Annotated in this window: 15 protein-coding genes; 5 read left to right on the top strand and 10 right to left on the bottom strand. The window is 69.1% G+C overall.

The genetic code is table 11. The features are described from left to right. Positions 1-252: 252 nt before the first annotated feature. Both BJ981_RS23055 and BJ981_RS23050 read left to right on the top strand, forming a co-directional pair. Entirely contained in the window at positions 253-456 is a 204-nt protein-coding gene (locus BJ981_RS23055) for a hypothetical protein (protein WP_184613640.1), read from the top strand. A 145-nt stretch (positions 457-601) separates the two neighbouring features. Then, positions 602-1390: a TetR/AcrR family transcriptional regulator gene (locus BJ981_RS23050; protein ID WP_184613638.1), complete on the top strand. Its 789-nt coding sequence runs from the start codon at positions 602-604 to the stop codon at positions 1388-1390. A gap of 15 nt (positions 1391-1405) precedes the next feature. On the opposite strand, the gene BJ981_RS23045 is transcribed toward BJ981_RS23050, so the two are convergent. The 5 genes from BJ981_RS23045 to BJ981_RS23025 all read right to left on the bottom strand — a co-directional run bounded on the left by BJ981_RS23045 (position 1406) and on the right by BJ981_RS23025 (position 9455). Continuing rightward, positions 1406-2065: a response regulator gene (locus tag BJ981_RS23045; protein WP_184613636.1), complete on the bottom strand. Its 660-nt coding sequence runs from the start codon at positions 2063-2065 to the stop codon at positions 1406-1408. Then, positions 2062-3219 (bottom strand): sensor histidine kinase, encoded by a 1158-nt coding sequence (locus BJ981_RS23040; protein ID WP_184613634.1) that lies wholly within the window; start codon positions 3217-3219, stop codon positions 2062-2064. The genes BJ981_RS23045 and BJ981_RS23040 overlap by 4 nt, the downstream gene beginning before the upstream one ends. Then, positions 3216-4037 carry a CPBP family intramembrane glutamic endopeptidase gene (locus BJ981_RS23035; protein WP_184613632.1) on the bottom strand — a complete coding sequence of 274 codons (822 nt, stop codon included), beginning with the start codon at positions 4035-4037 and terminating at the stop codon, positions 3216-3218. Before BJ981_RS23035 ends, BJ981_RS23040 begins: the two co-directional genes overlap by 4 nt. A gap of 434 nt (positions 4038-4471) precedes the next feature. Then, positions 4472-6358 (bottom strand): DUF2075 domain-containing protein, encoded by a 1887-nt coding sequence (locus BJ981_RS23030; RefSeq protein WP_184613630.1) that lies wholly within the window; start codon positions 6356-6358, stop codon positions 4472-4474. Between the two features lie 241 nt (positions 6359-6599). Further along, a complete protein-coding gene (locus BJ981_RS23025; RefSeq protein WP_184613628.1) occupies positions 6600-9455 on the bottom strand; it encodes a DEAD/DEAH box helicase in 2856 nt (951 codons plus the stop codon). A gap of 403 nt (positions 9456-9858) precedes the next feature. Between BJ981_RS23025 and BJ981_RS23020 the strand changes: the two genes are divergently transcribed. From BJ981_RS23020 to BJ981_RS23010, 3 genes are all read left to right on the top strand, one after another. Further along, a complete protein-coding gene (locus BJ981_RS23020; RefSeq protein ID WP_184613626.1) occupies positions 9859-11811 on the top strand; it encodes a serine/threonine protein kinase in 1953 nt (650 codons plus the stop codon). A 25-nt stretch (positions 11812-11836) separates the two neighbouring features. Next, positions 11837-12778: a hypothetical protein gene (locus tag BJ981_RS23015; RefSeq protein ID WP_184613624.1), complete on the top strand. Its 942-nt coding sequence runs from the start codon at positions 11837-11839 to the stop codon at positions 12776-12778. 328 nt (positions 12779-13106) lie between these two features. After that, complete coding sequence (locus BJ981_RS23010; protein ID WP_184613622.1) at positions 13107-16211, top strand: DEAD/DEAH box helicase; 3105 nt, start codon at positions 13107-13109, stop codon at positions 16209-16211. Positions 16212-16241: 30 nt separating this feature from the next. Here BJ981_RS23010 and BJ981_RS23005 read toward each other — a convergent pair whose 3' ends face one another. The 5 genes from BJ981_RS23005 to BJ981_RS22985 form a co-directional block, all read right to left on the bottom strand. After that, positions 16242-18800: a CehA/McbA family metallohydrolase gene (locus BJ981_RS23005; RefSeq protein WP_184613620.1), complete on the bottom strand. Its 2559-nt coding sequence runs from the start codon at positions 18798-18800 to the stop codon at positions 16242-16244. Continuing rightward, entirely contained in the window at positions 18793-20283 is a 1491-nt protein-coding gene (locus BJ981_RS23000) for an APC family permease (RefSeq protein ID WP_184613618.1), read from the bottom strand. Before BJ981_RS23000 ends, BJ981_RS23005 begins: the two co-directional genes overlap by 8 nt. Before the next feature lie 216 nt (positions 20284-20499). Further along, positions 20500-21984 carry a PucR family transcriptional regulator gene (locus BJ981_RS22995; RefSeq protein WP_184613616.1) on the bottom strand — a complete coding sequence of 495 codons (1485 nt, stop codon included), beginning with the start codon at positions 21982-21984 and terminating at the stop codon, positions 20500-20502. A 45-nt stretch (positions 21985-22029) separates the two neighbouring features. Continuing rightward, complete coding sequence (locus tag BJ981_RS39330) at positions 22030-22416, bottom strand: cupin domain-containing protein (protein WP_204070001.1); 387 nt, start codon at positions 22414-22416, stop codon at positions 22030-22032. Then, positions 22413-24035 (bottom strand): N,N-dimethylformamidase beta subunit family domain-containing protein, encoded by a 1623-nt coding sequence (locus BJ981_RS22985; RefSeq protein WP_204070002.1) that lies wholly within the window; start codon positions 24033-24035, stop codon positions 22413-22415. The genes BJ981_RS39330 and BJ981_RS22985 overlap by 4 nt, the downstream gene beginning before the upstream one ends. Between the last annotated feature and the right edge of the window lie 49 nt (positions 24036-24084).

Raw genomic sequence — 24084 nt, 5'->3', positions numbered from 1 at the left:
AACCCGTTCTTCGCCCACGGAAGGAGATACTTCTCCCAGGTATACCCCCCGGCCAGCCCCAGTAGCCCGCCCAGGATGATGTCCCTGGTCGCCTCAATGCTGCCCAGGTCTTCGTCGAACGCGTGAGTCAGGAGCGGCGACATGATGCCGGTGAGCGCGCTTTGGAGAGGAGTGCAGACCACCGGGATGATCGCGGCGCCCACTCCGCTGGCCGTCAGCGAGGCGACGCACAGCGCCTGGATCCCGTAGCCGATGATCACGCCGATGGCCGTGCCGGCGATCGTCTGCCAGAAACCGGCGGTGGTGATCTCCCCGGCCGGCGTTGAGGGTGATGGTGACATCCCGGTCGGCCGCTCGCGCCAACAGGGCGGGAGCGAGGCACGTCACTATCGCGGTGGTCAGCATGAGATCAGGACGTGGCGTAACAATGGTTGCAATTTACGAATGACCGCGTGACAACGCGTCACGCGTGTCGCGCCTCCTTCGGGTCCTTCGGTCAAGACCGCCGCATGAGAGCCCAGACGCATTCTGGAGCATCGCTCCAACATGGAGTACTGCTCCATCTTGGAGCGATGCTCCAGAACATGCCAGAATGTCAAGCATGGCCGTACGGAAACCTCGCTCACCGCGACGCAGGCAGGTGCTCACCCGGGAGCTCATCGTGGAGACCGCCGTCGAACTGCTGGACGTGGCGGGGAAGGACGCCCTGACGGTCCGGGCGCTGACCCGCCGCCTGGCCACCGGATCCGGCGCGATCTACTGGCACATCGGCACCATGGACGAGTTGCTGGACGCGGCGGCCGACACCGTCCTCGCCGCCGCCCTGCCCACGCGCCCCGCCCCGCCGGCCGAGCCCGCCGAGGGCGCGGAGACCACCGACGCCGGAAGGGCCGGCGGCACACCCCAGGACGAGATCCGCGCCGTCGCGCTCTCCCTGTTCGACGCGGTCACCGAACACCCATGGCTCGCCGCCCAGATCGGAGCGCAGCTCATCCGCAACCCCTGGGGACCGGTGACATTGCGGATGTTCGAAAGCATCGGCCGGCCGATCCGCACACTGGGCGTACCGCGAGGCGACTGGTTCACCACGTCCTCGGCGCTGATCCACTACATCCTCGGCGCCACCACGCAGAACTCCCAGCACACCGGGGACGACAGCGCCCCCCTCTCCGAAGCCGACCGCACCCGGTTCCTCGACACCGCGTCCAAGGCCTGGCAGGACCTCGACCCCGGCGAATACCCGTTCGTCCGGGCCATCGCCGAGCAGATGCGCGGGCACGACGACCGCGAACAGTTCCTCGCCGGCATCGACCTCGTCCTCACCGGCATCACCACCCGCCATCCATCCAGCGAGGCGGCCGTCGATCAGACGCCTCACGATCCGCGGTAACGGCCGGGCCGCGGGTCAGGTCACCAGGCCCCTGCGGTAGGCGTAGACCACCGCCTGCACGCGGTCGCGCAGGTCGAGCTTGGTGAGGATGCGCGACACGTACGTCTTGACGGTCTCCTGGCTGATCACCAGCGTGGCGGCGATCTCGCTGTTGGACCGGCCGTCGGCGATCAGTCGCAGCACCTCCAGCTCACGCGGCGTCAGCGCGGCGTGCTCCGGCGCGGCCTCGGCGGGGCGGATCCGCGACGCGTACCGGCCGACGAGCTGCCGCGTCACCTCCGGTGCCAGCAGCGCGGCGCCCGCCGCGACGATGCGGATCCCGTGCAGCAGTTGCGCCGGTGGGGCGTCCTTGAGCAGGAACCCGCTCGCCCCGGCCCGCAACGCCTCGTAGACGTACTCGTCCAGGTTGAACGTGGTCACCACGAGCACCTTGACCGGATGCTCCACCCCGGCGCCGGCCAGCAGGCGGGTCGCCTCGATGCCGTCGAGCACCGGCATCCGCACGTCCATCACCACGATGTCGGGGCGCAGCCGCTGGGCGAGATCCACCGCGGTGCGGCCGTCACCGCACTCGCCCACCACCTCCAGGTCGGGCTGCCCGTCGATGATCGTCGCGAAGCCGGTGCGGATCAGCGCCTGGTCGTCGCAGACCAGCACCCGGATCGGCGCGGTCACGACGGGCTCCCCGCGGGGATGCGGGCCCGTACGAGGAAGCCGCCGCCCGGCCCCCGGTCGGCGCTGAACTCGCCGCCCAGGGCCTCCACCCGTTCGCGGAGCCCGGCCAGACCCCGCCCGCTCCCACCGGGGGAGGCGGCCCCGGGGCCGATGCCGGGGCCGGTGCCGACCTCCACGCTGATCTCCTTCTCGCCGTAGCGCACCGAAACCACAGTGGGGCTGCCGCGGGCGTGTTTGAGGGCGTTCGTCAGGGCCTCCTGGACGACCCTATAGGTGACGAACTCGGCGCTGCCCGCCGATTCCGCCGGGGTCCCCTCTTCGGAGAAGTCCACCGGCTGCCCGGCCTGGCGGGTCCGCTCCACGAGGGTGTGGAGCCCACCGGCGGAAGGCATGCCGACGTCGGTGTCGTGAGGGGCTTTGAGCAGGTCGAGCATGTGCCGCAGGTCGGTGATGGCCCGCCGGCCGGTGTCGGCGACGTTGCTCAGCGCCGCGTCGAAGCGGTCGGGGGCGGCGGTCAGGTAGCGTGCGGCCTCGGCCTGCACGACCATCGCCGTCACGTGGTGGGTGACGACGTCGTGCAGTTCGCGGGCGATCCGGGTGCGTTCGGCGGTCCGGGTGGCCTCGGCGACGTGGCGGCGGCGTTCGGCCTCGGCGGCGCGGGTGGAGCGCAGCCAGGCCCCGGTGCCCCACGCGAGGGCTAAGGCCAGGTAGAACACCACGTACCCTTCCGGCCTCTCGGTCGCGCCCAGCCGGCCGACCGCGAGCGCCAGCGGCACGTACGCCAGGGACAGGACGACCACGGTGACACGCCGGTGGCGCTCCAGGTGGGCGCCCGCGCTGATGAGCGCGATGGGCATCGCGTTGCTCGCGAACACGTGGTAGGCGCTGAGCTGGTCGAGGGCGAAGCCGAGTGACACCAGAGCCAGACTCGCGGCCGGCCACCGCCGGCGCACGGCGAGCGGAAGGCATTCCAGAGCGATCAGCACGAGCGCCGGCGCGTCGAAGGGGCGGGCCGGGAGGTCTCCGACCTGCGTCCCCTTGCCGTGGAGCGCCGGCAGGAGCGATGCGACGGCCAGCAGCAGCACGAGCGGCAGATCCCTGACCACGACATCGCACCGCCGCCACAGGTCGGCGAGCCGTCGTAGATGGGTCATTCGGCGAGCGTAACGGTCGCCCGGCGCCGGAGCGGGACCATGGTGCCGCGCCGATGGGCCATCCACATGAACACGCCCGTCAGCAGCAGGCCGGCCACCACCGCGTACAGGCTCCCCTCCGGCCCGAACTCACCGCCCGTGAGCAGGCCGGGACCCGACGTCACGCCGTGCAGCAACCCCTGCGGCGTCCCGCTGCCCGAGACCTCGGCGCCGAAGATGCCGGCCGCCGCGAAGTTCCAGCCGAAATGCACGCCGATCGGCACCCACAGGGTGCGCGTGGCGGCGTAGGCGGCGGCGAGCATGCCGCCCGCCTCGATCGCGATGGCGATCGCGCCCCACAAGCTGGCATGTTCGTTGAACAGGTGCGACAGGCCGAACAGCACCCCGGTCAGCGCCAGCGCCGGCCACGTTCCCAAGCGTTCCTCGACGATCCTGAACAGGATGCCGCGGAACAGCAGCTCCTCCGTCACCGCGACGGCGGCCATGAGGCCGAGCAGCCCGGCCGCGCCCGCCGGCGAACCCGGACCGTCGACCCGGTAGCCGCCCACCAGAGCGATGTTGACGATGACGGCCGCGAACAGCGCGACCCCGACCAGCGTCCCTCGTGCGATGCCGCCCGCGGCGCCTTCCGCCGCCACCTCCATCGGCGTCCGGCGCTCGGACCACCGCACCACCCGCGCGTACACGAGCACGGCGGCCACGGCCGTCGCCACGCCGAGCGGCAGCGCCAGAAACGCGTTCCCCTTCACCGCACTCACGACCGCGACGCCGACGAACGCGACCAGCGCGACGGGCACGAGCTGTTTCAACAACCGCATGACGACTCCCTTACACGTGTGGGGGCTCAGCGACGAAGACACCGCCGCTCGCCGAGTAACGCTAGGGATTCGCCGATCCGCAATCGTCCCCGCACGGTGGACATTCACCGGTAGCTCGCACGGGGGACAGCCGCCCCTGCAATTCGTTGGGCGGTCGTCCCCTCTTAACACTCGGCTTCGGCACCTGCCTCATCATCGGCCACGCGGCGATTCACATGAAAAGCCGCACCCATGGGCGCTCAGCGGCCTGAAGTTCAGCGTCGCCCTCCCCCACCGCCTCGCCACCGCCACCTTGGCCGCCCGCCTCGCCGACCTGGACGGAGCGGCGTCCGTCCTCGGGGAACCAGCACGGTTCAGCATGTTCTGATCCAGCAGGACGGAGGGCGTGGCCCCGTGCCGATATCCGCAATCGAACCGCAGGCACGCCCATGAACTCACTCCGCGATTGTCTGCGGCTGGTCGATCATGGTGGCGAAGTACCGCTGGGTCTCCGGGTCCACGGCGTATATCGCGGTGCCGACCATGCCGCGGGTGAGCAGCACCTTGTAACTGTTGCGGATCAGCCGGTCCGCCTCCGCGTCACTGACCTTCTTCGTGAGCGCCGGGTCCTTGCTCGCAGAGCGGACCGTGACCAGCTTGCCGTCACGAGCCACGAGGTCCGGGCCGATGATGACGCCGTTCCAGTCGTATTCGAAGCCCTGGGCGGTGAAGACGCAGCCCACCTGGCCGAAGCCGCCGGGCTCCGTGGCCCACAGCGCGCTCGGCGGGGCGTCGCCCACGGCCCGCTCGTCCTTGACGTTCCACGGACGTTCCCAATCACCGATCCGCACATCGGGGACCAAGGCCTCGTTCTTGGGGTTGCTCCACTTCCAGCAGAAGCCGGCGGTCATGCGGGCGGAGTAGCCGCTGTCGCGCTTGGTCCGCAGCAACGCCTCCAAGTCGTGCGGTGAGTCGGCCAGAGTGACCTCGAAGTGGTCGTCGCCCGTCCATTCCTCGGGAGTACGTCCGCCCAGCCCCAGAAGACCGAGCACCCAGTTCTCGTACGTCCGGCTGCCTCCACAGCGGAACTGCGCGTCGAGCGACACCTCGTGTACCCGCAGCCCAAGAGACTCGGCGTGCTTCCTGATGTCCGCGACCGTGCCAAGTTCTCCGGGACGTACGACCTGGTGCTCGTCGAGCAAGAAGACCGGAACGCGGGCGGCCGCGATCAGCTCATCCACCTGGCGGCGGCCGGTGCGGTCGCTGCGTCGCGTGAAGCGGTTCGAGGAGTTCTCGCGGATCCGGTGTGCTTCGTCACAGATCAGCACTTCGAATTCGTTCGGCTCCGTCTTCGCGAAGTCGTTGAAGTACTTGAAGAGGGACTGCACGCGTTTCGACCCCTTGCCGACATAGCGGCGCATGGTCTGCGTGAACGACCTGGACCCCGTGGCGTGGAAGGCCGTCCGTCCCTGGCGCGTCAGCTCGCCCAGCAGCGCCAACGCGATGACGCTCTTCCCGCTGCCGGGCCCGCCCGACACGATGACGACTTCCTTGGAGTTCGACCGGCGGGCCTGCTCCACGTCGTGCAGGACGAGCTCGTACGCGAGGCGCTGTTCCGCGAGCAGCTTGAACTGCTCGCGGTCCTTGATCTCCGCGGCGGCGAGTTTCAGGAGCTGCTTGGAGGGGCGCACGGCGGTGGTGAGCAGCCGGTCGGCGGCCTCCGCGCCGGGCCGCGGAGCAAACCGGTCCTGGAGGTACTCGAGGAACGCCCCTCGCCGGGTCTTGGTGAACATCCGGCTGCGATCGTCGTGGACGAGGTCGTACAGGTCGCGGACATCGAGGTCGGCGGCGTTGTGGAGATAGGCGACGCCCCCGATCGCCTCCTGGTCGCCCCCTAGAACAGCGGCGAAGTCGGCGATGTACTCGCAGTACCCCTGAACCTGCAGCAAAGGGTGCAGCTTCGGCTGGGACATGCCTCCGACCAGGACCAGCTTCTGATCGTCCTCGTAAAGGTCGGCCTGGCTCCACTGCTTGAGCTCGACGACCACGTAGGCGTCACCGCCCGTCCGGCGATCGACGCCGGCGAGCACCACGTCGGCTCGCTTGCTGGTCAGGGGTAGCTGGTACTCGACCATCATCTCGACCGCGCCAAGCCCTGCGTCGACCAGGTCGTTCGCGAGCACGGGAACGCTGCGGTCCCACGACCGGCGCTCGGACTGCGAGGGTGTGATTCCGGTGGTCATCCGCAGATGTTCGACAAGTCGCTCACTCAACCGCCGTTCCGGGAGCGACTCCGACGCGAGCTTGACCAAACCCTCGGCAGATTGCCGAAACGCCGTCACGAACTACCCCCACGCAGCACGAATTCTCGTGCGGTATGGGGGCATGTCCGTGATCAGTAGATCAGCGGAAGCCCGTCGGGCCGCATCACTTATGTGTCAGGCAGGCTACAGCGATCAAGCGGCAAATATCGGCTCAATCAGGAGGGTTCCCAGGTCCAACCCACAGCAGCGTCTTGGCCATGTTTCCCTGACCGTTGGTCACCGCAGACGCTCCACCCAAGACCGTCGTCGCCTTCGCTCTCTACCGTCTGGGGCTTCTCCTCGAAGGGTGATCGCACACGGCGCACTCATATCTGAGGTCCGTGCCACCTCGCCGACCGGCCTCGGTACGGACCATCATCCGCTGGCAGCGACCGCAGTCATCGCCGAGTTGTCCCGTTCCGGGGATCCTCCCGGAACGCCGTCGCTGCGCGCGTCGCACCGCGTCGGCGAAAACACGATGCTCGGTGCGGAACACCACTCCCGGCGTGCCACCGAGCAGCGTCCCGGACGAGGACCAGACGACGTCGCCGATCACCGCGCCGGACTCCAGGATCGGCGTGAGCGGCCGGATGTTGACACCCTCACGCCGAGCGCGGAGGGCTTCGGCCGGCAGATAGCCGTCCTGGTCCGGCTCTACCCAGACGGTCACGGCTTCGGTTTCCGGATCCGCGCCGCGTACAGCGCTCAGGGCGGGAATGAGGCCGGGCAGTTCACGCAACGGCGCCCGCGGAAGCCACATCTCGACGGTCGCGGCCCTGGCCAGGTCGTCACCGAGCCGCTCCGCGACCGCCGCAGCCGACACGAGTTCGGTGACACCGGAAGAGGTCAGCAGCTTCTCCCACGGGAGTCGGTCGGCCCGGTCGAGCAAGTGGGCGAAGAACGTCCATACGGCGTCACGAGATGCACCACGCCGGTGCAGGCTGTCGAGGGCGCCGATGACGACGAGATCGTCCCGGGCCCTGCTGGCCGCGACATTGAGCAGGCGGGCACCCTCGCTGCCCGCGCTCCCCTCCGTGAACCACCGATGCATCGGCGAGACGCCGTGGCCGGTGTCGACCGTGTCGTACACGACGATGTCACGCTCACCACCCTGGAAACGGTGGACGGTAGAGGCCGCCCACTCGTCGAGATGGGCGTCCGGCAGCAGCGACTCCAGAAGCCGTGCCTGAGGCGCGAAGGGAGTGATCAAAGCCAGATCGTGGAGATCGGCGGTGGCGCCCCCCACCATCGCGGCGACCAGCTGAGCGTGCATCAGGTTGTACCTGGAGTGCATGCCCTGCCTGCGGGCCGTCCGCGCTCGCAGATTCGAGGTGTCCACGAACACCAGAGGACTGCCCGCCCATGAGACCCGGCTCCGTACCGCCCTGGTCTTCACGGCGGGTGCCGTGACCAGAGGGCTCTCCGGGTAGAAGGCGGTACTGACGACGTCGCCGATGGGCGCGCGCATACGGTACTGCTCGGTCAACGCCGCCAAGGATGCGGGCGGGCGCCCCCGGGCGACGGCCGCCGAGATGCCCGCCTTCTCGAACGGACTTCGCTTCAGCCATTCCTGCGCCGCCGGGGTCTCGGCGACGGCGATCGGCGGAAGCTGACGGAAGTCACCCGCGATGACGGTGTGGCCTCGTCCGGCGCCCGCCACCAGCATCGCCAGCGCCGCCGTGGTCATGCTGGCCTCGTCCAGGATGACCACGTCGAACGTCAGCTCTTTGAGCGTCTCGAGGACCACTTGGTGGGCGGTGGCCGCCACGATGGCGGCCTCCCTGCAGACCTGGCGGCGCACCTCGCCCATGCACCTGTCCAGCTCCCGCTGGAGAGCCCGGAGATAGGTGATCTTCGTCTCGGCTCCGAGCCGGGTGGCCTCTTCCTCGGGCGTCAACTTCTCACGGCGACGCTTGAGCGCGGCCAGCGTCTGGCGGCAGCTCCTGAGCTCTATACCCGCCTCCACGCGTCGCCGCGCGACCGGTGCTCCGCGAGCCGCGGCTATCTCGTCCACGAGGACCCGGCCGGCGTTCCTGTCGACCAGCGACGGGTCCGCCGGTTGCCCGAGGCGTACCAGCATCCCCTCGGCGGCGCCGGGAAGTTTCTTCAACACCGCCCCGATCGCCACGTCCAGCGCCGCGTTGGTCGGCGCGGCGAGCAGGACGCGCATTCTCCGTGCGCACAGTTCGGCTACGAGAGCGGAGATCGTCGTCGTCTTGCCTGTGCCAGGCGGTCCCCAGAGCCAGGTGAGCCCTGGTCTGAGCGCCAGGTTCACCGCGTCGCGCTGACCTTCGTTCAACCCGTCCACCGCCTGTACGGGCAACTCGGCCTGGGATGCCATGACGTGACGCTCGCCGGCTGTCACGGCCGCCAAGGCCGCGCCGGCGTCGAAGCCCGGCCCACCATGAGCCAGCTCGCTCAGACGCCGGCTCTGGGCGACCAGCAGCCATGAAAGGTCGATGCGCAGAGTCGCCTCACTCACCAGTGGAGTGTCCGAAGGCGCCGACAGCGTGAGGACGTTGCCGAACATGGAAACGACCTCGACCTCGAAGTGCGCGTGTCTGATGACCAGGAGGGCGGGAGTGCCTTCGGTGACGCCCACATCTCCCTCCGCCTCGAAGCGCATCATCTTCCGGCCTCCTGCCTGTCCGGCCTCACTGCCCATGGTGAGCGGAACGTCCGTCTGCGTGCGGCGTTTCGAGACCGCCTGGAGCTCATCACCGAAAGCACGAGCCGCGTCCTTCGCCGCGTCCGCCCACCCACTGGGCACGGGGCCAGGTGGCGGCGCCGGCTCGACGGCGGGAAGTCCCAACTGACGGACGAGCCGCTCCGCTTCGGCGGCGGCCTCCGTTTCATCAGGCCGATGCAGCACGCCGTCTTTATACGTTTGTTCCTTTGAAGAGTCCTCGGGGGGTACGGCGTTGCCCTCGGACGTCACAGGAATACGCGGCACCCATATACCGTCCCTGAACTCGGCGAGTGAGTGCCGGGCACAGACCTCGTAGAGATCGCCCACGTCGACTCGTCGTAAACCGGCCCGATGAACGCTCTCGAGCAGAGCATCCTGCGTCATCGGACCAGAGGACAACGCTTTCTGGATGATATCGATGAGCTTCCGCTTCGCGCCTATCCCCATGTCGCCCCGCTCCTGGTCAGCGCTCCGACACCGGCCGGCGCAGCAGTGCGGCCGTCCACTGCCGGCCGCCGTGGTCGGCCTGCGCCGCCGGATAACCGACTGAATTTCGTTATTCACCGACGCCTGCCCGAAGGAAGACGATGATGAAGATAGAGGAGACGAGATGTCCTGTCCAAGCCTCCCGCGTCACTTGCGTTTCACCGTCACGTGCGCTCTAATAGCCGCTCCGGTCGATTCTTCACAGCCATGAGAAACAGTGTTCCCACTCGGCCGAGACGCTTTGGCCGCCACCAAAGCCCTGTTGCACGTCCGCCAGGAGATTCACTGCGCCGATCTGATGACGCCCATGGGAGATGGGCGGTTTACATCGAATTTCCGACCACCCACGTCATCCGGAGGGCGCGTGCAGTCGCTGTCAGCGGGCGATCCCCAGGAGATCGGTCCGTACCGAGTTGTGGGACGTCTCGGGGCGGGCGGCATGGGCTCGGTCTACGCGGGGGTGGACGACACGGGGCAACGGGTCGCCCTCAAGCTCGTGCACGAGGTGCTGTCGACGGACCTGGAGTTCCGGCGGCGGTTCAGCAGGGAGATCGCCGTACTGCGTGAGGTGGACGGTGCCTGCGTGGCTCGCGTCCTCGGCTCCGACCCCGGCACCGAGCGTCCATGGCTGGCCACCGAGTTCATCGCCGGCCCCACGCTCGAACAGCACGTACGGGCGCAGGGATCGCTCAGCGGCGACGCGCTGTACGGTCTGGCCGCCGGGCTCGCCGAGGCGCTGGTGGCCGTGCACGCCGCGGACGTCGTTCACCGCGACCTGAAGCCGTCCAATGTGATCCTCTCCTCGGAAGGACCGCGCCTGATCGACTTCGGCATCGCCAGAGTGTTGGACGACACCGCGATGACCCACACCGGCACGCTGATCGGCTCCCCCGGCTGGATCAGTCCGGAGGAGTACGGGGATGGCCTGGTGGGAACCCCGGCCGACGTCTACGGCTGGGGCATGCTGGTGCTCTTCGCCGCTACCGGCGAGCCTCCCTATGGCACCGGCCGTCCGGAAGTACTGGCCTATCGGGTACGGCAGGAGACCCCGGACCTTGAAGCCGTACCCGAGGGCTTGCGCGTTCTGGTGGGCCGTGCGCTCGCCAAGGAACCGGAGGCAAGGCCGGCGGCCGACGATGTGCTGGCCACGGTCACCCGTATCTGGCGAACCGAGGAGGGGAAGCAGGCGCCTGCCACCTCCGACATCACAACGCTGCTCCAGCGCACGTGGGTGATGCCGAAGGACCAGGCGTCCGACTGGCCCGCCCCATCCGCCACCGAGTTGCTTTCCTCAAGCCCGCCCGCGGCGGCTCCCCCTACGCTGTTCTCCGCCGCGGACTCCGACAGGACCGAGTCCACGACCCCGTCGGTCCGCGCATCCGTGGCCTCGCCCACCGCTGTGACGGACACGCAGACCGGTGCCGGTGCCGGTGCCGCCGAACCGCCGGAATCAGTGCATCTGAAGACACCTGCAATGCCACAGGCTCCGAATCTTCCTGCGGCCATCGCCCCGAAGCGAGCCTCACCCTGGCTGCACGCCTACATCGTCACCGCGGTCGCGGTGACCCTGATCACCGTGACAGCGATCATCACGAATTCTCTTCCGGGAAACTCCCGCCCGGTCGCCGCTTCGGCGTCACCAGAGGCGGCCGTATCCGGGCTCGTCGCGTCGCCGAGCGCACCGCCTTCTCCCACACCAAATGTGATGAGGACGGCAGAACCGGCCGCGACAAAAGCCCCCTCGCCCAGCGGAAAGGCCGTGTCGTTCAAGGGCATCGTGATGACCCTGCCCAAGGGCTGGCGGCTGTTGCCCATCGACGCCGATTCCGCCTGCATCGAATCTCCACGCTCATCCGGGGGCTACGGCGCGTGGCAGTTCGTCTGCCGTCCCGATGCGATGGTGCTGCAGCTCAAGTCGACCAAGCGCCACTGGCCGGGGTACGGCATCGGCGATGACAAGTACGGCTTCATGTGGAGCGGGACCATGCCCTGCCTCGCCGGGGGCACCGTCGTCCGAAACCCTTATGGGTCCTCACGTACGTCGGGTGCGACGGGCCTGTATTACGGCGTCGACCCGTACAGCTCCCGGCTGGTCTATTCGGGGCTGGCGACGATGGGCGACGGGAGAAAGGCCTACTACCGGAACTGGCAGATCGCCTGTGAAGTGAATCGCACCTACACGACGAAGATCTGGTACCTGCCGGACTCGAAGGTGGCCTTCTACGTGCTCAGCGCCCGGCCACGGGACGCGGGCGGCCATCGCCAGATCATCGCCTCCACGAGCCTGCTCGCATACAAACACGCGGCTGCTCTGTGACCACATACGAGCGGAGACAGTGACCATGGCAGTTCCCGATCCGCGTGTCGAGCGGGTCAAGCTCGCGAGAGCCGGCCGAGAGTGGTTCGCCGATGTGATGTTGACGAGCCTGTTGCTCGGTCATCGTCCCCAACGATTCAACACGCCCTACCGGCTTTGTGTTCAGGGTCGTCGTCTGCTGCACCTGCTCGATCTGGCCGATGGCGAGGATGCCGACCCTCCTGCGCTTTACTGGGAGTTCAAGTTGGACGCGGTGACTCCCGGCGAGGAGAACCGCTGGCCGGATCTCGCGTTTCGCTGGCCGCATCGTCTGTTGATCGTGGAACTCAAGACCGAGCCCGGCAGCGTCCGGGAGCGTCAGGTGGACCAGTACCTCGAACTCGGACTGCACAATCACCCGGGCATTCAGGTGGACCTGCTCTATTTGACCCGCGATCGGGTTCCTCGCGCCCCTGTCAACCTTCCCGAACGGGCTCGTTACGTCACGGCGACTTGGGGGGTCGTGGCCCGGGCGATCGACGAGTCCTGGGGCGGCGTGGAAGGGGAGGACGGACGGAACGCCGCCTTGTTCGCGCGATGGATCCGAGACGAACTCATACCAGGAGAGCCGTGGAACCGACAGGTCACGGCCATACCCGACACCGAGATCCCGCAACGGCGTGATGCCCTGGAGATGGGCAGTGACGCCGACGCGATAGCGGAGGCCATGCGCATAGCCGACCTGGTACAGGCCGACCGGCGGCAACGTGCCATCCCGTACCGGTTCAGCAGTAAGGCGGAAGCCGAAGATTTCCGCTCCGCCCTGCGGGAGAACCTCCTGAACAGAGCGGAGAGTGGTGACCTGACCGTCTCACATGTCCGGCCGTGGGTCTGGACAACGACCAGCACCGGAACGGCCCTCACGGAACAAGGTCGCGTATCGGGAATCGAAGTACGCCTTTCTTACTACAAGAAGGCGATCATCTGACGCTTCTCGGGTGATCCCGGATCGGCCGGCCGTCATGGCTCGGATTCCCTCTCAGCATCGTCTGGGCGCTCTCCTGCCTGAGAACCGGACCGTCGTCCAGCGGTCCCATCGCACCGGCGCCAGGGTCGAGATCGACACGACCATGTCCTGACATGCACCGAAGAGTGAGTACACCTATTTCCGGTGCCGTGACCGCGCGTAGCCGTTAGCCTCTTGATCGTCACGGCCACACAAGTCCCTGGGAGCTCCCGGCACCAAGGGAGCTCCCTCATCCGTCCATGCCCTCGCCGGGAGCACAGTGTCCCCTCTCAACGACGATCGCGCACGTGTGATCCAGTTCTGGCACGCCTGCGAGATGTTCAGCCCCCAGGATCTGCCGAAGATCGATCATCGCGACCCGCAGGCACCGGTGTTCGATGTGGAGCCCGGCGCCCGCCTTCCGTGGGAGGCCGGTCACGAGCTGCGAAAGCGGCCGATCAAACCGACGATGGCCTGGCGCCACATCGTCTACGGCGGGATCTTCGGGCTCGACAAAGTCCGCGATCTCATGGAGAGGACCTTCGGCCGCGACCCGGAAAGCGTCGACGGCATGTCACCCGGTTCGAGCGCGCTGTTCGCCCTTGTGATCACCGATGAGGGGCGGGCGCTCCTGGGCACGGAGGTGATCTCCAGCTGTGCGTGGGCGGCCGGCCGCACGATCCATCCCGGCCCCGCCGCGGCCGACTGGTTGAGCGGTTTCGACACCGTGTGCGATCAAGCGGCCTTGGAGATGCAGGCGGCGGTCGGCGCGTTCGAGAACGACGCGAGAGCGGCCGAACTGCGGGACCAGGGATACGAGGTGGGCCGCCCGCTCGGGTACGGGGAACTCGCCGGCCTCATCAAGCTGACCGGCGAACTCCTTGGCGTCGGCACGGTCCTGAGCCCAGGCGGCATCAGGATCACGAGTCTCCAGGTGTCGAGGAAACGAGAGTTCACCGCCGAAGAGGGAACGGATTTCCTCAACAGCTTCATCGCGAAAGATCTCCAACGTGTATCGGAACTGGTCAGGCATGGCCGGTACGGCGCCGCGCTGGAAACGTACATGCGAACCTCAGAACCGGCTCGCGTCGACCTGCGCCGACGTCCCGAGGTGCTCTTCGACCGCGTGGCACCCGACAAGGTGCCACTCGGCCGGTGGCCACAGGCGGCGGAGATGCCCCTGGCGCTGAGCCAGCAGTTCGCGGTGAACAGCGTCATGGCGGAACTGGCGCCCTCAGCGGGGATGTTCGCCGTGAACGGCCCACCCGGTACGGGAAAGACCACGATGCTCCGAGACCTCATCGCCGCCATCGTGGTCGAGCGCGCGCACCGCCTGTCGAAGCTCTCCACCCCCGGTGCCGCCTTCACGGGCACCCATCGCTGGACGAGCGGCGTCTACAAACGCGTCATCCGGGCATGGCGTGAAGATCTCACGGGGTTCGAGATCGTGGTCGCCTCCGCGAACAACGGAGCCGTGCAGAACGTGACCCTGGAGATCCCCGGTAAGAGCGCCATCCACCCTCCATGGCGCGACGCCACCGACTATTTCGCCGACATCGGCGCCCGAGTGCTCGGCCAACCGGCCTGGGGCCTCGGCGCCGCGCGCCTCGGCCGGAAGAGCTATCGCCAGGAATTCGTGGAGAAGGCCTGGTACGGCTCGACCACCAAGAACCAGCAGGGCCTGCTCGACGTCCTCAAGGCATGGGAGCTCGAGACCGGCGACGGCGGCACCGGAACCTGGGGGGAGGCGGTGAAGGCGTTCTCCCTCGCATACCAGCGGGCTCGCGCTCTGCAGGACGAGCGTTCGACCGTCCACAGATACCAGCGGGAGTTGCCCGAGCTGGCACGCAGGATCGCCGAGACGACGAGCGCCGTCTCCTCGAAAGAAAAAGATCTCGAGCAGGCGCAGCGATTACTCGGCTCCGCCGAAGCCACTCTGGCGACGGCGCAGGAAGAGGCCACTCGCTGGTCGCACCGGCGGCGGGAACATCAAGGACTCCAGCCGAGCCTGATCACGGCGCTGTTCACTCTGGGGAAGGCCACGCGCGCGTGGCACGCGGAGGATCAGGAACTGCTGCGCCACCAGCAGGCCGCGCAGGCCGCAGCCGGCAAGGCCGACGAGTCGGTCCAGGGGCGGAAGGGAGACATCACCAGGATCTCTGGCGAACTGGCCGCCGCCCGCGCTCACCTGACGAAACAGCGAAGCCAGGCCGCCGAGATCCGGCGGACACTCGATCGGCTCGCGGGTGCCTTGGGCGACTTCGCACCCGGCGACGACTGGTGGACCGATGACACCAAGCGAGAACTGAGCGCCCCATGGATCGACTCCGCCTGGAACACCGCCCGTAGCGAACTGTTCGTCGAGGCCCTCCGGCTTCACCAGGCGTTCCTCCGCGCCGAGGCGACCACCATGCGCAGGAACCTGCAGGGCGCGATGGACGTGCTCACCGGCGCGGCGCCCACGACCACCGCCGAGGACGCCGTACGGGCCGCCTGGCAGAGTCTCTTCTTCGTGGTCCCCGTGGTTTCGACGACCTTCTCCTCGATCGACCGCATGTTCACCCATCTGACGCGTGAGTCCCTGGGCTGGCTGCTCATCGACGAGGCCGGGCAGGCGACGCCGCAGGCGGCCGTGGGAGCGATCTGGCGGTCCCGCCGGGCCGTCGTGGTCGGCGACCCGTTGCAGTTGGAGCCGGTCTTCACCCTGCCGTTCACCGCCCAGCAGGCGCTACGCCGGCACTTTCGCGTCCCCGAGGAACGATGGCTGCCCGGTAGGACCTCCGTGCAACAGTTGGCGGACCACGCGAACACGTACGGCACGTTTCTCCCCACCGACGACGAACCGGTCTGGGTCGGCGCTCCCCTCCGCGTACATCGGCGATGCGACGAGCCGATGTTCGGCATCTCCAACAAGATCGCCTACGACGGCCTCATGGTGTTCGGAAAGTCCTCAGGACAGGCGCTCGACTGGCCCGTCAGCGCATGGATCGATGTGGCGAGCACCGAGTCGGACGGCCACTGGATCCCCGAGGAGGGCAGGGCGCTCGCCTGGGTGCTGAACGGCCTCGTCACCGGTTACGGCGTCGACCCGGAGAACATCATGGTGATCGGCCCGTTTCGCCAGGTGGCCAGGGGCGTCACCAAGATCGCCGAGTCATACCGGAAGATCAAGGCCGGCACCGTCCATACGGCTCAGGGCAAGGAAGCGGACATCGTCATCCTGGTTCTTGGGGGCGATCCGAGCAAGCCCGGCGCGAAAAGCTGGGCGGCGCAGCGCCCCAACCTGCTCAATGTGGCGGTCAGCCGTGCCAAGCGGCGGCTCTATGTGATCGGCAACCGCGCCGAATGGAGCCGACAGCGCTATTTCAACGTGCTCGCGGCCAACCTCGACGTTCGTCCGTACCCCGCAGAATAGTGTGGCTGATGGGCGTCCTACCGTTCCCGGTCAGCGGTGGTCGGCCGTTCGGGCTCGGAGCAGGTCGCGGGCCTGGAGGAACGGGGCGCGTAGGAAGGCCAGGTGGTCCGACCGGCCGTGTCGGTGGCAGACGCGGCCGGGCCACTGGGTACGAGCGCGTTCGTCGATGTAGGCCAGGGAGCCGTCGATCAGGTTCAGCATGTGCCGGACGGTGGTCTCGTCGTAACGGCGGTAGCCCTCCCCCGTGCGCACGTACACCGGCGAGGTGTGCGCCATGATCGGCCTGGCCCACACGTCGTGGTGCCGGGCGACGTCCGCGCCGGGGCCGTAGCACCGTGCGGCGATCCAGGAGTCCTCGGTGACGGGCACCTCGGCGGCCAGGTCGAGCGTGCCCGCCGGACGCGGCGACCGGTGCTCGGCGACGACCCGGCCGTTCAGCACGATCTCGATCCGTTCCAGGTCGAAGATGGACTCGACGCGGGCCGCGACCCGGACGGCGCCTCCCCCGGCCGCCAGGACGTGATCACCAGGGCGGTGGCCGTTCACGTCCAGGTGCAGGAGCGGACCGCTCGTCACCGACGTCGCCCCCCGCCGTACGGCCCGGCACCAGGCCCAGTAGTCCAGCTCCTCGCCGGGCGGCACGTGGGCGTAGGTACGGATCAGGCCGATCGGGACCTCGCTGCTCATCTTGTCGGTGCCACCGACCAGGGGGATCTGGTAGCCGGCGTTGAGATAGCGGTAGTACTCCTTGATGTTGTACGGGTCGTAGGCGATCATCTCGACGGCGTCGAGCCTGCCGGTGGCCAGGAGCGCGGCCGCCTCGCCGTTCGGCACCGGGAAGTGCGCCAGCACGACCGTGCCGCCCTGCTCGTGGCATTCGTCGGCCCAGTGCGCCAGCGTGGTCTCCAGGCCGCCGCCGAGTTCCGCCTCCTCCGCTCCGCCGGTGCACCAGGGCATGATCGGGCGGCGTAGCCCGAGAAGGTTGACGTGCCCGAGCATGCCGCTGCGGTTCTCCTGCCCGGCGAAGACGTGGGTGTGGCCGTCGGCCGAGGTGTGCGGTCGGCCGGTGAACTCCTCGGTGTTGGTGAACAGGTGGCCCCACTGGCTGAGCAGGAGGTTGGTGATACGCACGTCCTCGCCGCGCGCCTCGAGCTCCGCGCCGAGCGTGGAGACGAAGTGCACGTGGGTGTCGCCGCTGTACCAGCCGGTGGCCGCCATGTCGGCCATCCGGGTCAGGGTCAGTTCGAGTTCGGCCTGGCCCTCCTGGATCGTGACGGTCGTGCGAATCGGCCGGAACTCGAATCCGTGGGCCGCCTCGACCGTGACCTCGCCCAGCGGTAGCCAGCCCTCGCAGGTCCCGTCGATGTAGGAGTAGGTGGTGGCGCCGAGCCGTACGTCGCCGCCGATGTCGAGGTTCCAGGTGTTGCCGTCGGAGTTGATGTGCCCGTGGTGACCGTGTGGCGGGTAGGGGACGCCGTCGGCGGATCGGAAATGGATCCGGCACGGGACGGGCTCGCCGGTGGCGGCGTCCCTGACCACGGTGCGCACCCAGGCGCGCCCGGCGTCGGGCACGCGCCAGCGGACTCCACCGTCGCTGCGCCCTCCGGTGGCGAGCAGTTCCTCCCAGCCGCAGGTGCTGATGACGGACGTCCCCCGCGTGAGGGTCAGCCGCGCCGACGGGGTCGCGGCGACGCGGACGTACGCGCGGTGCTCCTCCTCCTCGACGGGCGCTCCCCAGGCCGGTGTGCCCGCGTCCCCCGCCTCGGAGGTGACGACCCGGCGGTAGAGATACGTGGCGGACCCGCGGTCGACGCCGACGGCCAGATCCTCTCCGACCGTGCCGAGCGAGGGGTCGAGGTCGATCAGGACGTCCCGCCACACCGTACGGCCGAACGGATCCTCTTCCAGGTCACTGGTGGTCAGGGCGCCGACGAGCACGCTCGGCCCGAGCGAGCGGATCTCCAGGGCGCGGACCCGCGCGCCTGGCCGGGGATTGCGGAAAGGCCACAGGTAGAACCGGTAGGGCAGCACGTAGGGGGACCGGGCCTGGGGATCGTCGATGTCGACGAACCGAGCGCCGGCCGCGTCGAAGCGGCCGTGGGTGCGCGGCATCAGCCGGTGCTGCGCGTCGGGCACGGCCAGGAACGGGGTCTGCCCCCAGTCGAGCGGGATCGGCCGGTCGCTCCACAGCCGGGGCGTCGGCCCGATCTCGAAGCGCTCGCGCACCGGCAGACGCTCGGCGGCGCCGTCCTCGTACCGCAGTGTGTAGTGGGCGCGGACGTCACCGACGGTCTGGCCGTCGAACAGGTCGGGCGATTCCAAGGCGTGGGCGATCACCATCCACTCGAAGGCACGGTCCACCGGAATGGTGACGGCCGCGTCGGCGCCGCCCGCGACGCGCAGCAGCGCCGCGTCGGGAGCGTGCTCGTCGCCGAACAGGAACGGGATGCCGTACAGCGTGCGCGGCCCGAGCGGATAGGAATCGCCGTCGTCGAGGATCGAGCGAGGCGCGTTCATCACGCCCGTCAGGTCCACCGGGCGGTAGCCGCGTTCGGCGTGCGTGGCGGGGTGGGTGTCGCGCTCAGGCATTGCCGGCCACCAGTTCCTCGCGTCCGGCGGGCGGCTCGTCGACGGACGTCTGGGCCAGCACGGCGTAGCGCTGGGGCGAGCGGGCCCGCAGGTACAGGGCGCGGGCGACGCCGGCGGCCACGGCGGCCACGCCGACGCCGACGATGAGAAGGTTGGTCACGGTGCCCGCGCCGGTGAGCAGCGGCAGGTTGCTCAGCACGAGGAAGAGGACCACGGCCAGGGCCAGGAAGCTGAGCCCGGGAGCGATCGTGGTACGGAAGAGCCCGGCCTCGGGGGCCGTACGGCGCAGGAAGCGGATGATCGCCACACAGCACAGCGCCCACAGGGTGATGATGCCGAGGAAGCCGAGCGCGCTGCCCCACAGCAGCAGGCCCAGGTAGGGGTCGAGCCCGAAGGCGGCGAACGCGGCGACGGCCACCACCGCCAGGATGCTCTGCAGCAGGCCCGCCGTCCAGGGCGCCTTGGTCCGCGGCTGGACCCGCCCCAGTGCGCGCGGCAGCAGACCCTCGCGGCCCAGCGCGAAGAAGTAGCGGTTGGCGGCGTTGTGCAACGCGAGCAGCGCGGCGAACGCGCTGGTCAGGAGCAGAACGTGCATCACCTCGGTGATCGGGGCGGGCACGTAGGTGTCGAAGACGGTGACCACGAGGTTGACCGGGTCCTTCTCCGCCGCCGCCGCGATCTTGTCCGTGCCGTACGCCATGACGATGACCCAGGTGATGAAGGCGTAGAAGACGGCGATGAACCCGACCGCGGTGTAAGTGGCCCGCCGGACCGTCCGGATGCCGCCGCGCGCCTCTTCGCTGAAGATCGCGGTGGCCTCGAATCCCATGAAGGCTCCGGCCACGAGGGCGAACATGGCGCCGTTACCGGGGTTGAGGACCTTGGCCGGCGCGAACGACTCCGCCGACCAGTGGCCCGCGCCGCCCTTGGTGAGAACGTAGACCGCGAGCACCGCCAGGACGGCCGTCTCCAGCACGAGCAGGACCCCGAGGATCCGGGAGCTGGTGTGGATGCCGCGGTAGCCGAGCCAGCCGACGAGGACCACGCAGACGAGCGCGAACACGTACCACGGCACGTCTCTGTGGAAGTAGTTCTTGAAGGTCTCCGTGGCGTAGACGCCGAGCGCGCCGTACGTGCTGATCTGCAAGGCGTTGTAGGCGACGATCGCGAGCATCGCCGCCCCGGAGCCGGCCGGCTTGCCGATGCCGCGGGAGATGGTGGCGTAGAAGGCGCCCGCGTTGCGCACATAGCGGCTCATGGTCATGAAGCCGACGGCGAAGAGGGCCATGACCACGCCGGCGACCAGGTAACCGCCCGGCACGGACGCGCCGCCCTTGAGGAAGTGCAGGGGCGCGACGGCGACGATCAACGTCAGGGGCGCCAGAGCGGCCAGGACGGTGAAGACGAGACCCCCGGTTCCCATGGCGTCCCCGGCCAGGGCGTCGGGTGCGCTCGGCGAACTCTTGGTGGCGTGGCCTGACATGGGCTCGCTCCTTACTACGGGCGGTACACCGGTGCTTGGAATGCGGCTGGATTCAAGAAGGAAGGGAGGCCTGGGGAGGGTGCGCACCGGGCCGACGTAACGCCGGAGCCTATGGCGGGACGGCGGCGCCCACGAGCGACGATTCGTCCAGACTCCGCCGCCGCAAGTGTACGTTTCGCACACTTGCCGGACGAAGTCCCCGTGTGAAGGGCCCTCTCAGAGCTCTTCGAGTGCCCGGAGGGCGAGGTGCAGCTCCAGCCGCGTGTCGGCGTCGCTGAGCCGGCAGCCGAGGCCGGCCTCCACCTGCCCGATGCGATGGCGCACCGTGTTGCGATGGACGCCGAGTTCCTCGGCGGTACGGTCCCAGTGACCGCCGTGGCGCAGCCAGGCTCCCAGCGTGGCGAGCAGTTCGGGGGCGTCCTGCTGGCGGCGCTCGCGCAGCGGCCGGAACCTGCGGTCGGCGAAGTCCCGCAGGCGGGTCATGTCCAGCGCCCCGGCCAGCCCGTCGACCTCCGTACCGCTCACCACGCTGACGCCCTGGAACATCGCCGTACGCAACGCCCGGACGGCCTCCTCGTGCGCCTCGCGCAGCCGCGCCACGGGGTGAGCCGAGCTGATGCCGGCCAGCCAGCCGCCCTCGGCGAGATCCTCGATGATCTGGGAGAGCGGGGTGGAGGCGGGCAGCAGGGCGACGCAGACCGCGCCGTCCTGGTCGACGAACGGGGAAGCCAGCCGGGACGCGAACTCGCCGAGCCGGTCGTGGGTCCGCGCCTCGGCCGCCCGGTCCTTGATCCGCGCGCGGACGACCCGCCAGAGACCATCCGTGCCCTGCACCCCGAACACGGCCGCGGCGTGCTCGATCCAGCGAGGCGAGCGCGGGTGGAGCGCGAGCGCCAGCGCCGCCCGGCCGACCTGGTGTGAGGGCCGGTCGTCCACCGGGCCCGGAATCACCAGGCTGAGCAGGGACGCCGCCATCTTCACGACGGCGTGGTCGGTGACGCCCGCCACCACCGGGGCGCCGACGGCCAGCGCGTATCCGGAGGGCAGTGGCCCTACCACCGACTGCACCATGACGCGCTGGTCGACCGAGCTCATCGTGGCGCTCGCCGGGAGCGTGCTCGCGCAGACCCGGTCGATGGCGGCACGCACATCGGCGTCGACGCGAGGCACCCCGCCGCTCCACTGCCGATCCCTGGCCCGGTCGTACAGGAGCGCCCACCCGCCGGTGTGCGCGGCCAGCAGTTCCAGGGTCTTGGTGATCGGGGACGGGCCCGTGACGGCCCTGATCAGGGCACCCTGCGCCTCGGTCAGCCGTCTGATCTCCGACAGCTCCGTGGAGAGCAGCTCTCCGTAGAGCAACTCGGCGCAGGATTCGAACGCGACCGAGGCGGGGACCTCCAGCAGCGGAAGACGCTGCTCGCGGCAGGCGGCGACGAGTTCCTCCGGCACGCGGTCGAAGACCGGCGTCACGCCGAAGCCGAGCGCCGTGATCCCGGCCGCCTTGACCCGGCTCACGTACTGCGCGCTCTGCTCGGGGCGCAGGTTGGTGCCCGCGAGGAGCAGCAGCTCGTTGCCCTGGAGGTAACGCGAGGGGTCGGTGAGCTCGCTGACGTGGACCCAGCGGATCGGCGCGTCGAGTCGGTCCTCACCCGCCAGGACCGCCAGGCCCAACCGGGCGACGAACACGCTCAGCGCGACCATGCCGCCGATTTTAGTGACGCCGCACGGTGCAACCGCCGGCCGAGCTCAGCGGCCCACCCCGACGAAGATCTTCTCGCTCGGCTCGATGGTGATCCAGTCGCCGCGGAAACCCTGCGGGATGTGGAACGACTCGCCGGCGCCGAACTCCTTGCGCCGCCCTTCGGCGTCCTGAACGGCGACCCGCCCCTTGAGGATGACGCAGATCTCGTCGTACGGCCACGACTCGAAGCGCACGGCGCCGGGCTCACCCCTCCAGAAGCCGCCGGTGTAGGAGGTCGCGGCGCCCCCGAACAGGCGGAACTCCTCCTCCTGCCATTCGGAGGACAGCAGATGGTAGTCGGTCAGCGGGGGCACGAAGCGCTCACCGTTGCGGGCGTCGATGGTACGGACGAGGTCGATGCCGGCGTCGGCGGGGTTCGTCGAGGTGGTCACGAGGCGGCTCCGAAGCGGCGAAGGACGTTGTGGGTGATGCGTTCGACGAAGGGGTCGCCGAGGCTGAGCACGTGGGACCACTCCGTGGTGCCCCCGTTGAAGACCTCGCCGTCGCCGCGGGTGAAGGCCGCGATCATCCCGGCGCCGCGCATCTCGCCCTCGTGCACGTAGTCCGGCAGATCATCGCCGAGATCCTTGTTGTAGTTGTAGACCTCCTCTTCGGGGCCGCCGATCGGCACGCGGCCCGCGAAGCGGTCCTCCTCACCGCGTACGGCGGGTGCGAGAGCGAGGATCTCCAGGGTCTGCGGGGCGCCGTCCTCGAACGTCGGGTACGGCAGCCCGCGCCGGAACGTGTACTCGACCGAGTCGAGCTCGAAGGCGGCGAGGAAGGAGGGGGGACCGCCGAGCAGGTCGCCGTAGTAGAGGTCGGTCCCTTCCATCGCCCAGTGGTGCGGCCGGTAGACGGTGAACCCGCCCGACGAGCGGGGCGTCGCGACGCCGTAGCGGTTGTAGATCCCGCCGAGACCGTTGAGGCCCATGGTGGTCGCGCCGGGACGGCCGACCGACTTCGCCTCCCACACGGTCGTGGCGAGATGGGGCGTCTCCCCCGAGGCGGGGTCCAAGGACGGCAGCCGGTAACAGTACTGCGTGCTTCCGTCCTCGCTGAGCCGCACCTGCCATTGGTAGTTCCCGCCGAACCTGGCGAGGTTGCCGCCACCGTCCACGTACCGGTCCACGGTGTCCCGCATCCGCCACGACCAGTACTCGTCGTGGCCGACGATGACGACGCAGGAGTACCCGTCCAGCGCCCCCGGGTCGAAGTGCAGGTCGTGCTGGGTGAGGTAGTCCAGCTCGTAGCCGTTGCGCTCCGCCCACACCACGAAGTGCCGCTCGTAGGTGGCCCAGAAGGCGTCGGCGTGGTGGCGGCTGTATCCGAACAGCCGCGCCCATTCGTAGGACGGGTAGCGCGGGGCCCCGCCGATCGGCAGCACCCCCGGGTTGGCCTCGCGCGGCGCCCCGGCGGGCTTGCGGATCATGCCCCGCGCGATGGGGCGCCGCGTCGAGGCGAGCGGCGACCCGGCGTCGTGGCGCGGGTCGTCTCCCAGCCCGCGGTAGTGGTTGGCGCCGCCCCAGTCGTTGTAGGCCAGCATCGTGCTGGTCGTCAGCACGAGCGCGGTGCGGGCCTGCCGCTGTGCGGGCGCCTTGACCACGAAGAAGTGCTCGCGTTCCCACAGCTCGCCCTCAGGGGTGGTCGCGCGCACCGTCACGATGTGGAACCCGCTCCGCCAGTCGGCCGGGATCTCCAGCTCCAGCCCCACCGGCCAGTCGCAGCCGACGGCGTGCGCGTCGGCCGGCGCCTCGAAACGGCCCGCGGTCAGCCCCTTTCGTGACCACAGCACGCGCGGCTCCAGCCCGTCACGGACGACTTCGAGATCGAAGGACGGGACGCTGGCGCTGAGGTGGAACCGCACGGTCTCACCGGGAAGGTAGGAGAACCGGTCGGTATAGCACCAGACCTCGGCCGCGTCCGGTGCGCCGAACGCCCGTTCGGACGGCCAGCCCTTGGGTGACCAGGCGAAGGCGGCGGGAAGCCCGGCCGCTGTGATCACGTCGCTCACGATCCTCCTCGGCTCGTAGGTGACGACCGAGTCTATGAGCGGGCCGGTG

It is taken from the genome of Sphaerisporangium krabiense, from assembly GCF_014200435.1.
Taxonomy (GTDB): domain Bacteria; phylum Actinomycetota; class Actinomycetes; order Streptosporangiales; family Streptosporangiaceae; genus Sphaerisporangium; species Sphaerisporangium krabiense.
The sequence above is the reverse complement of the archived record's forward strand: the minus strand, read 5'-3'. Positions and strand labels throughout refer to the sequence as shown.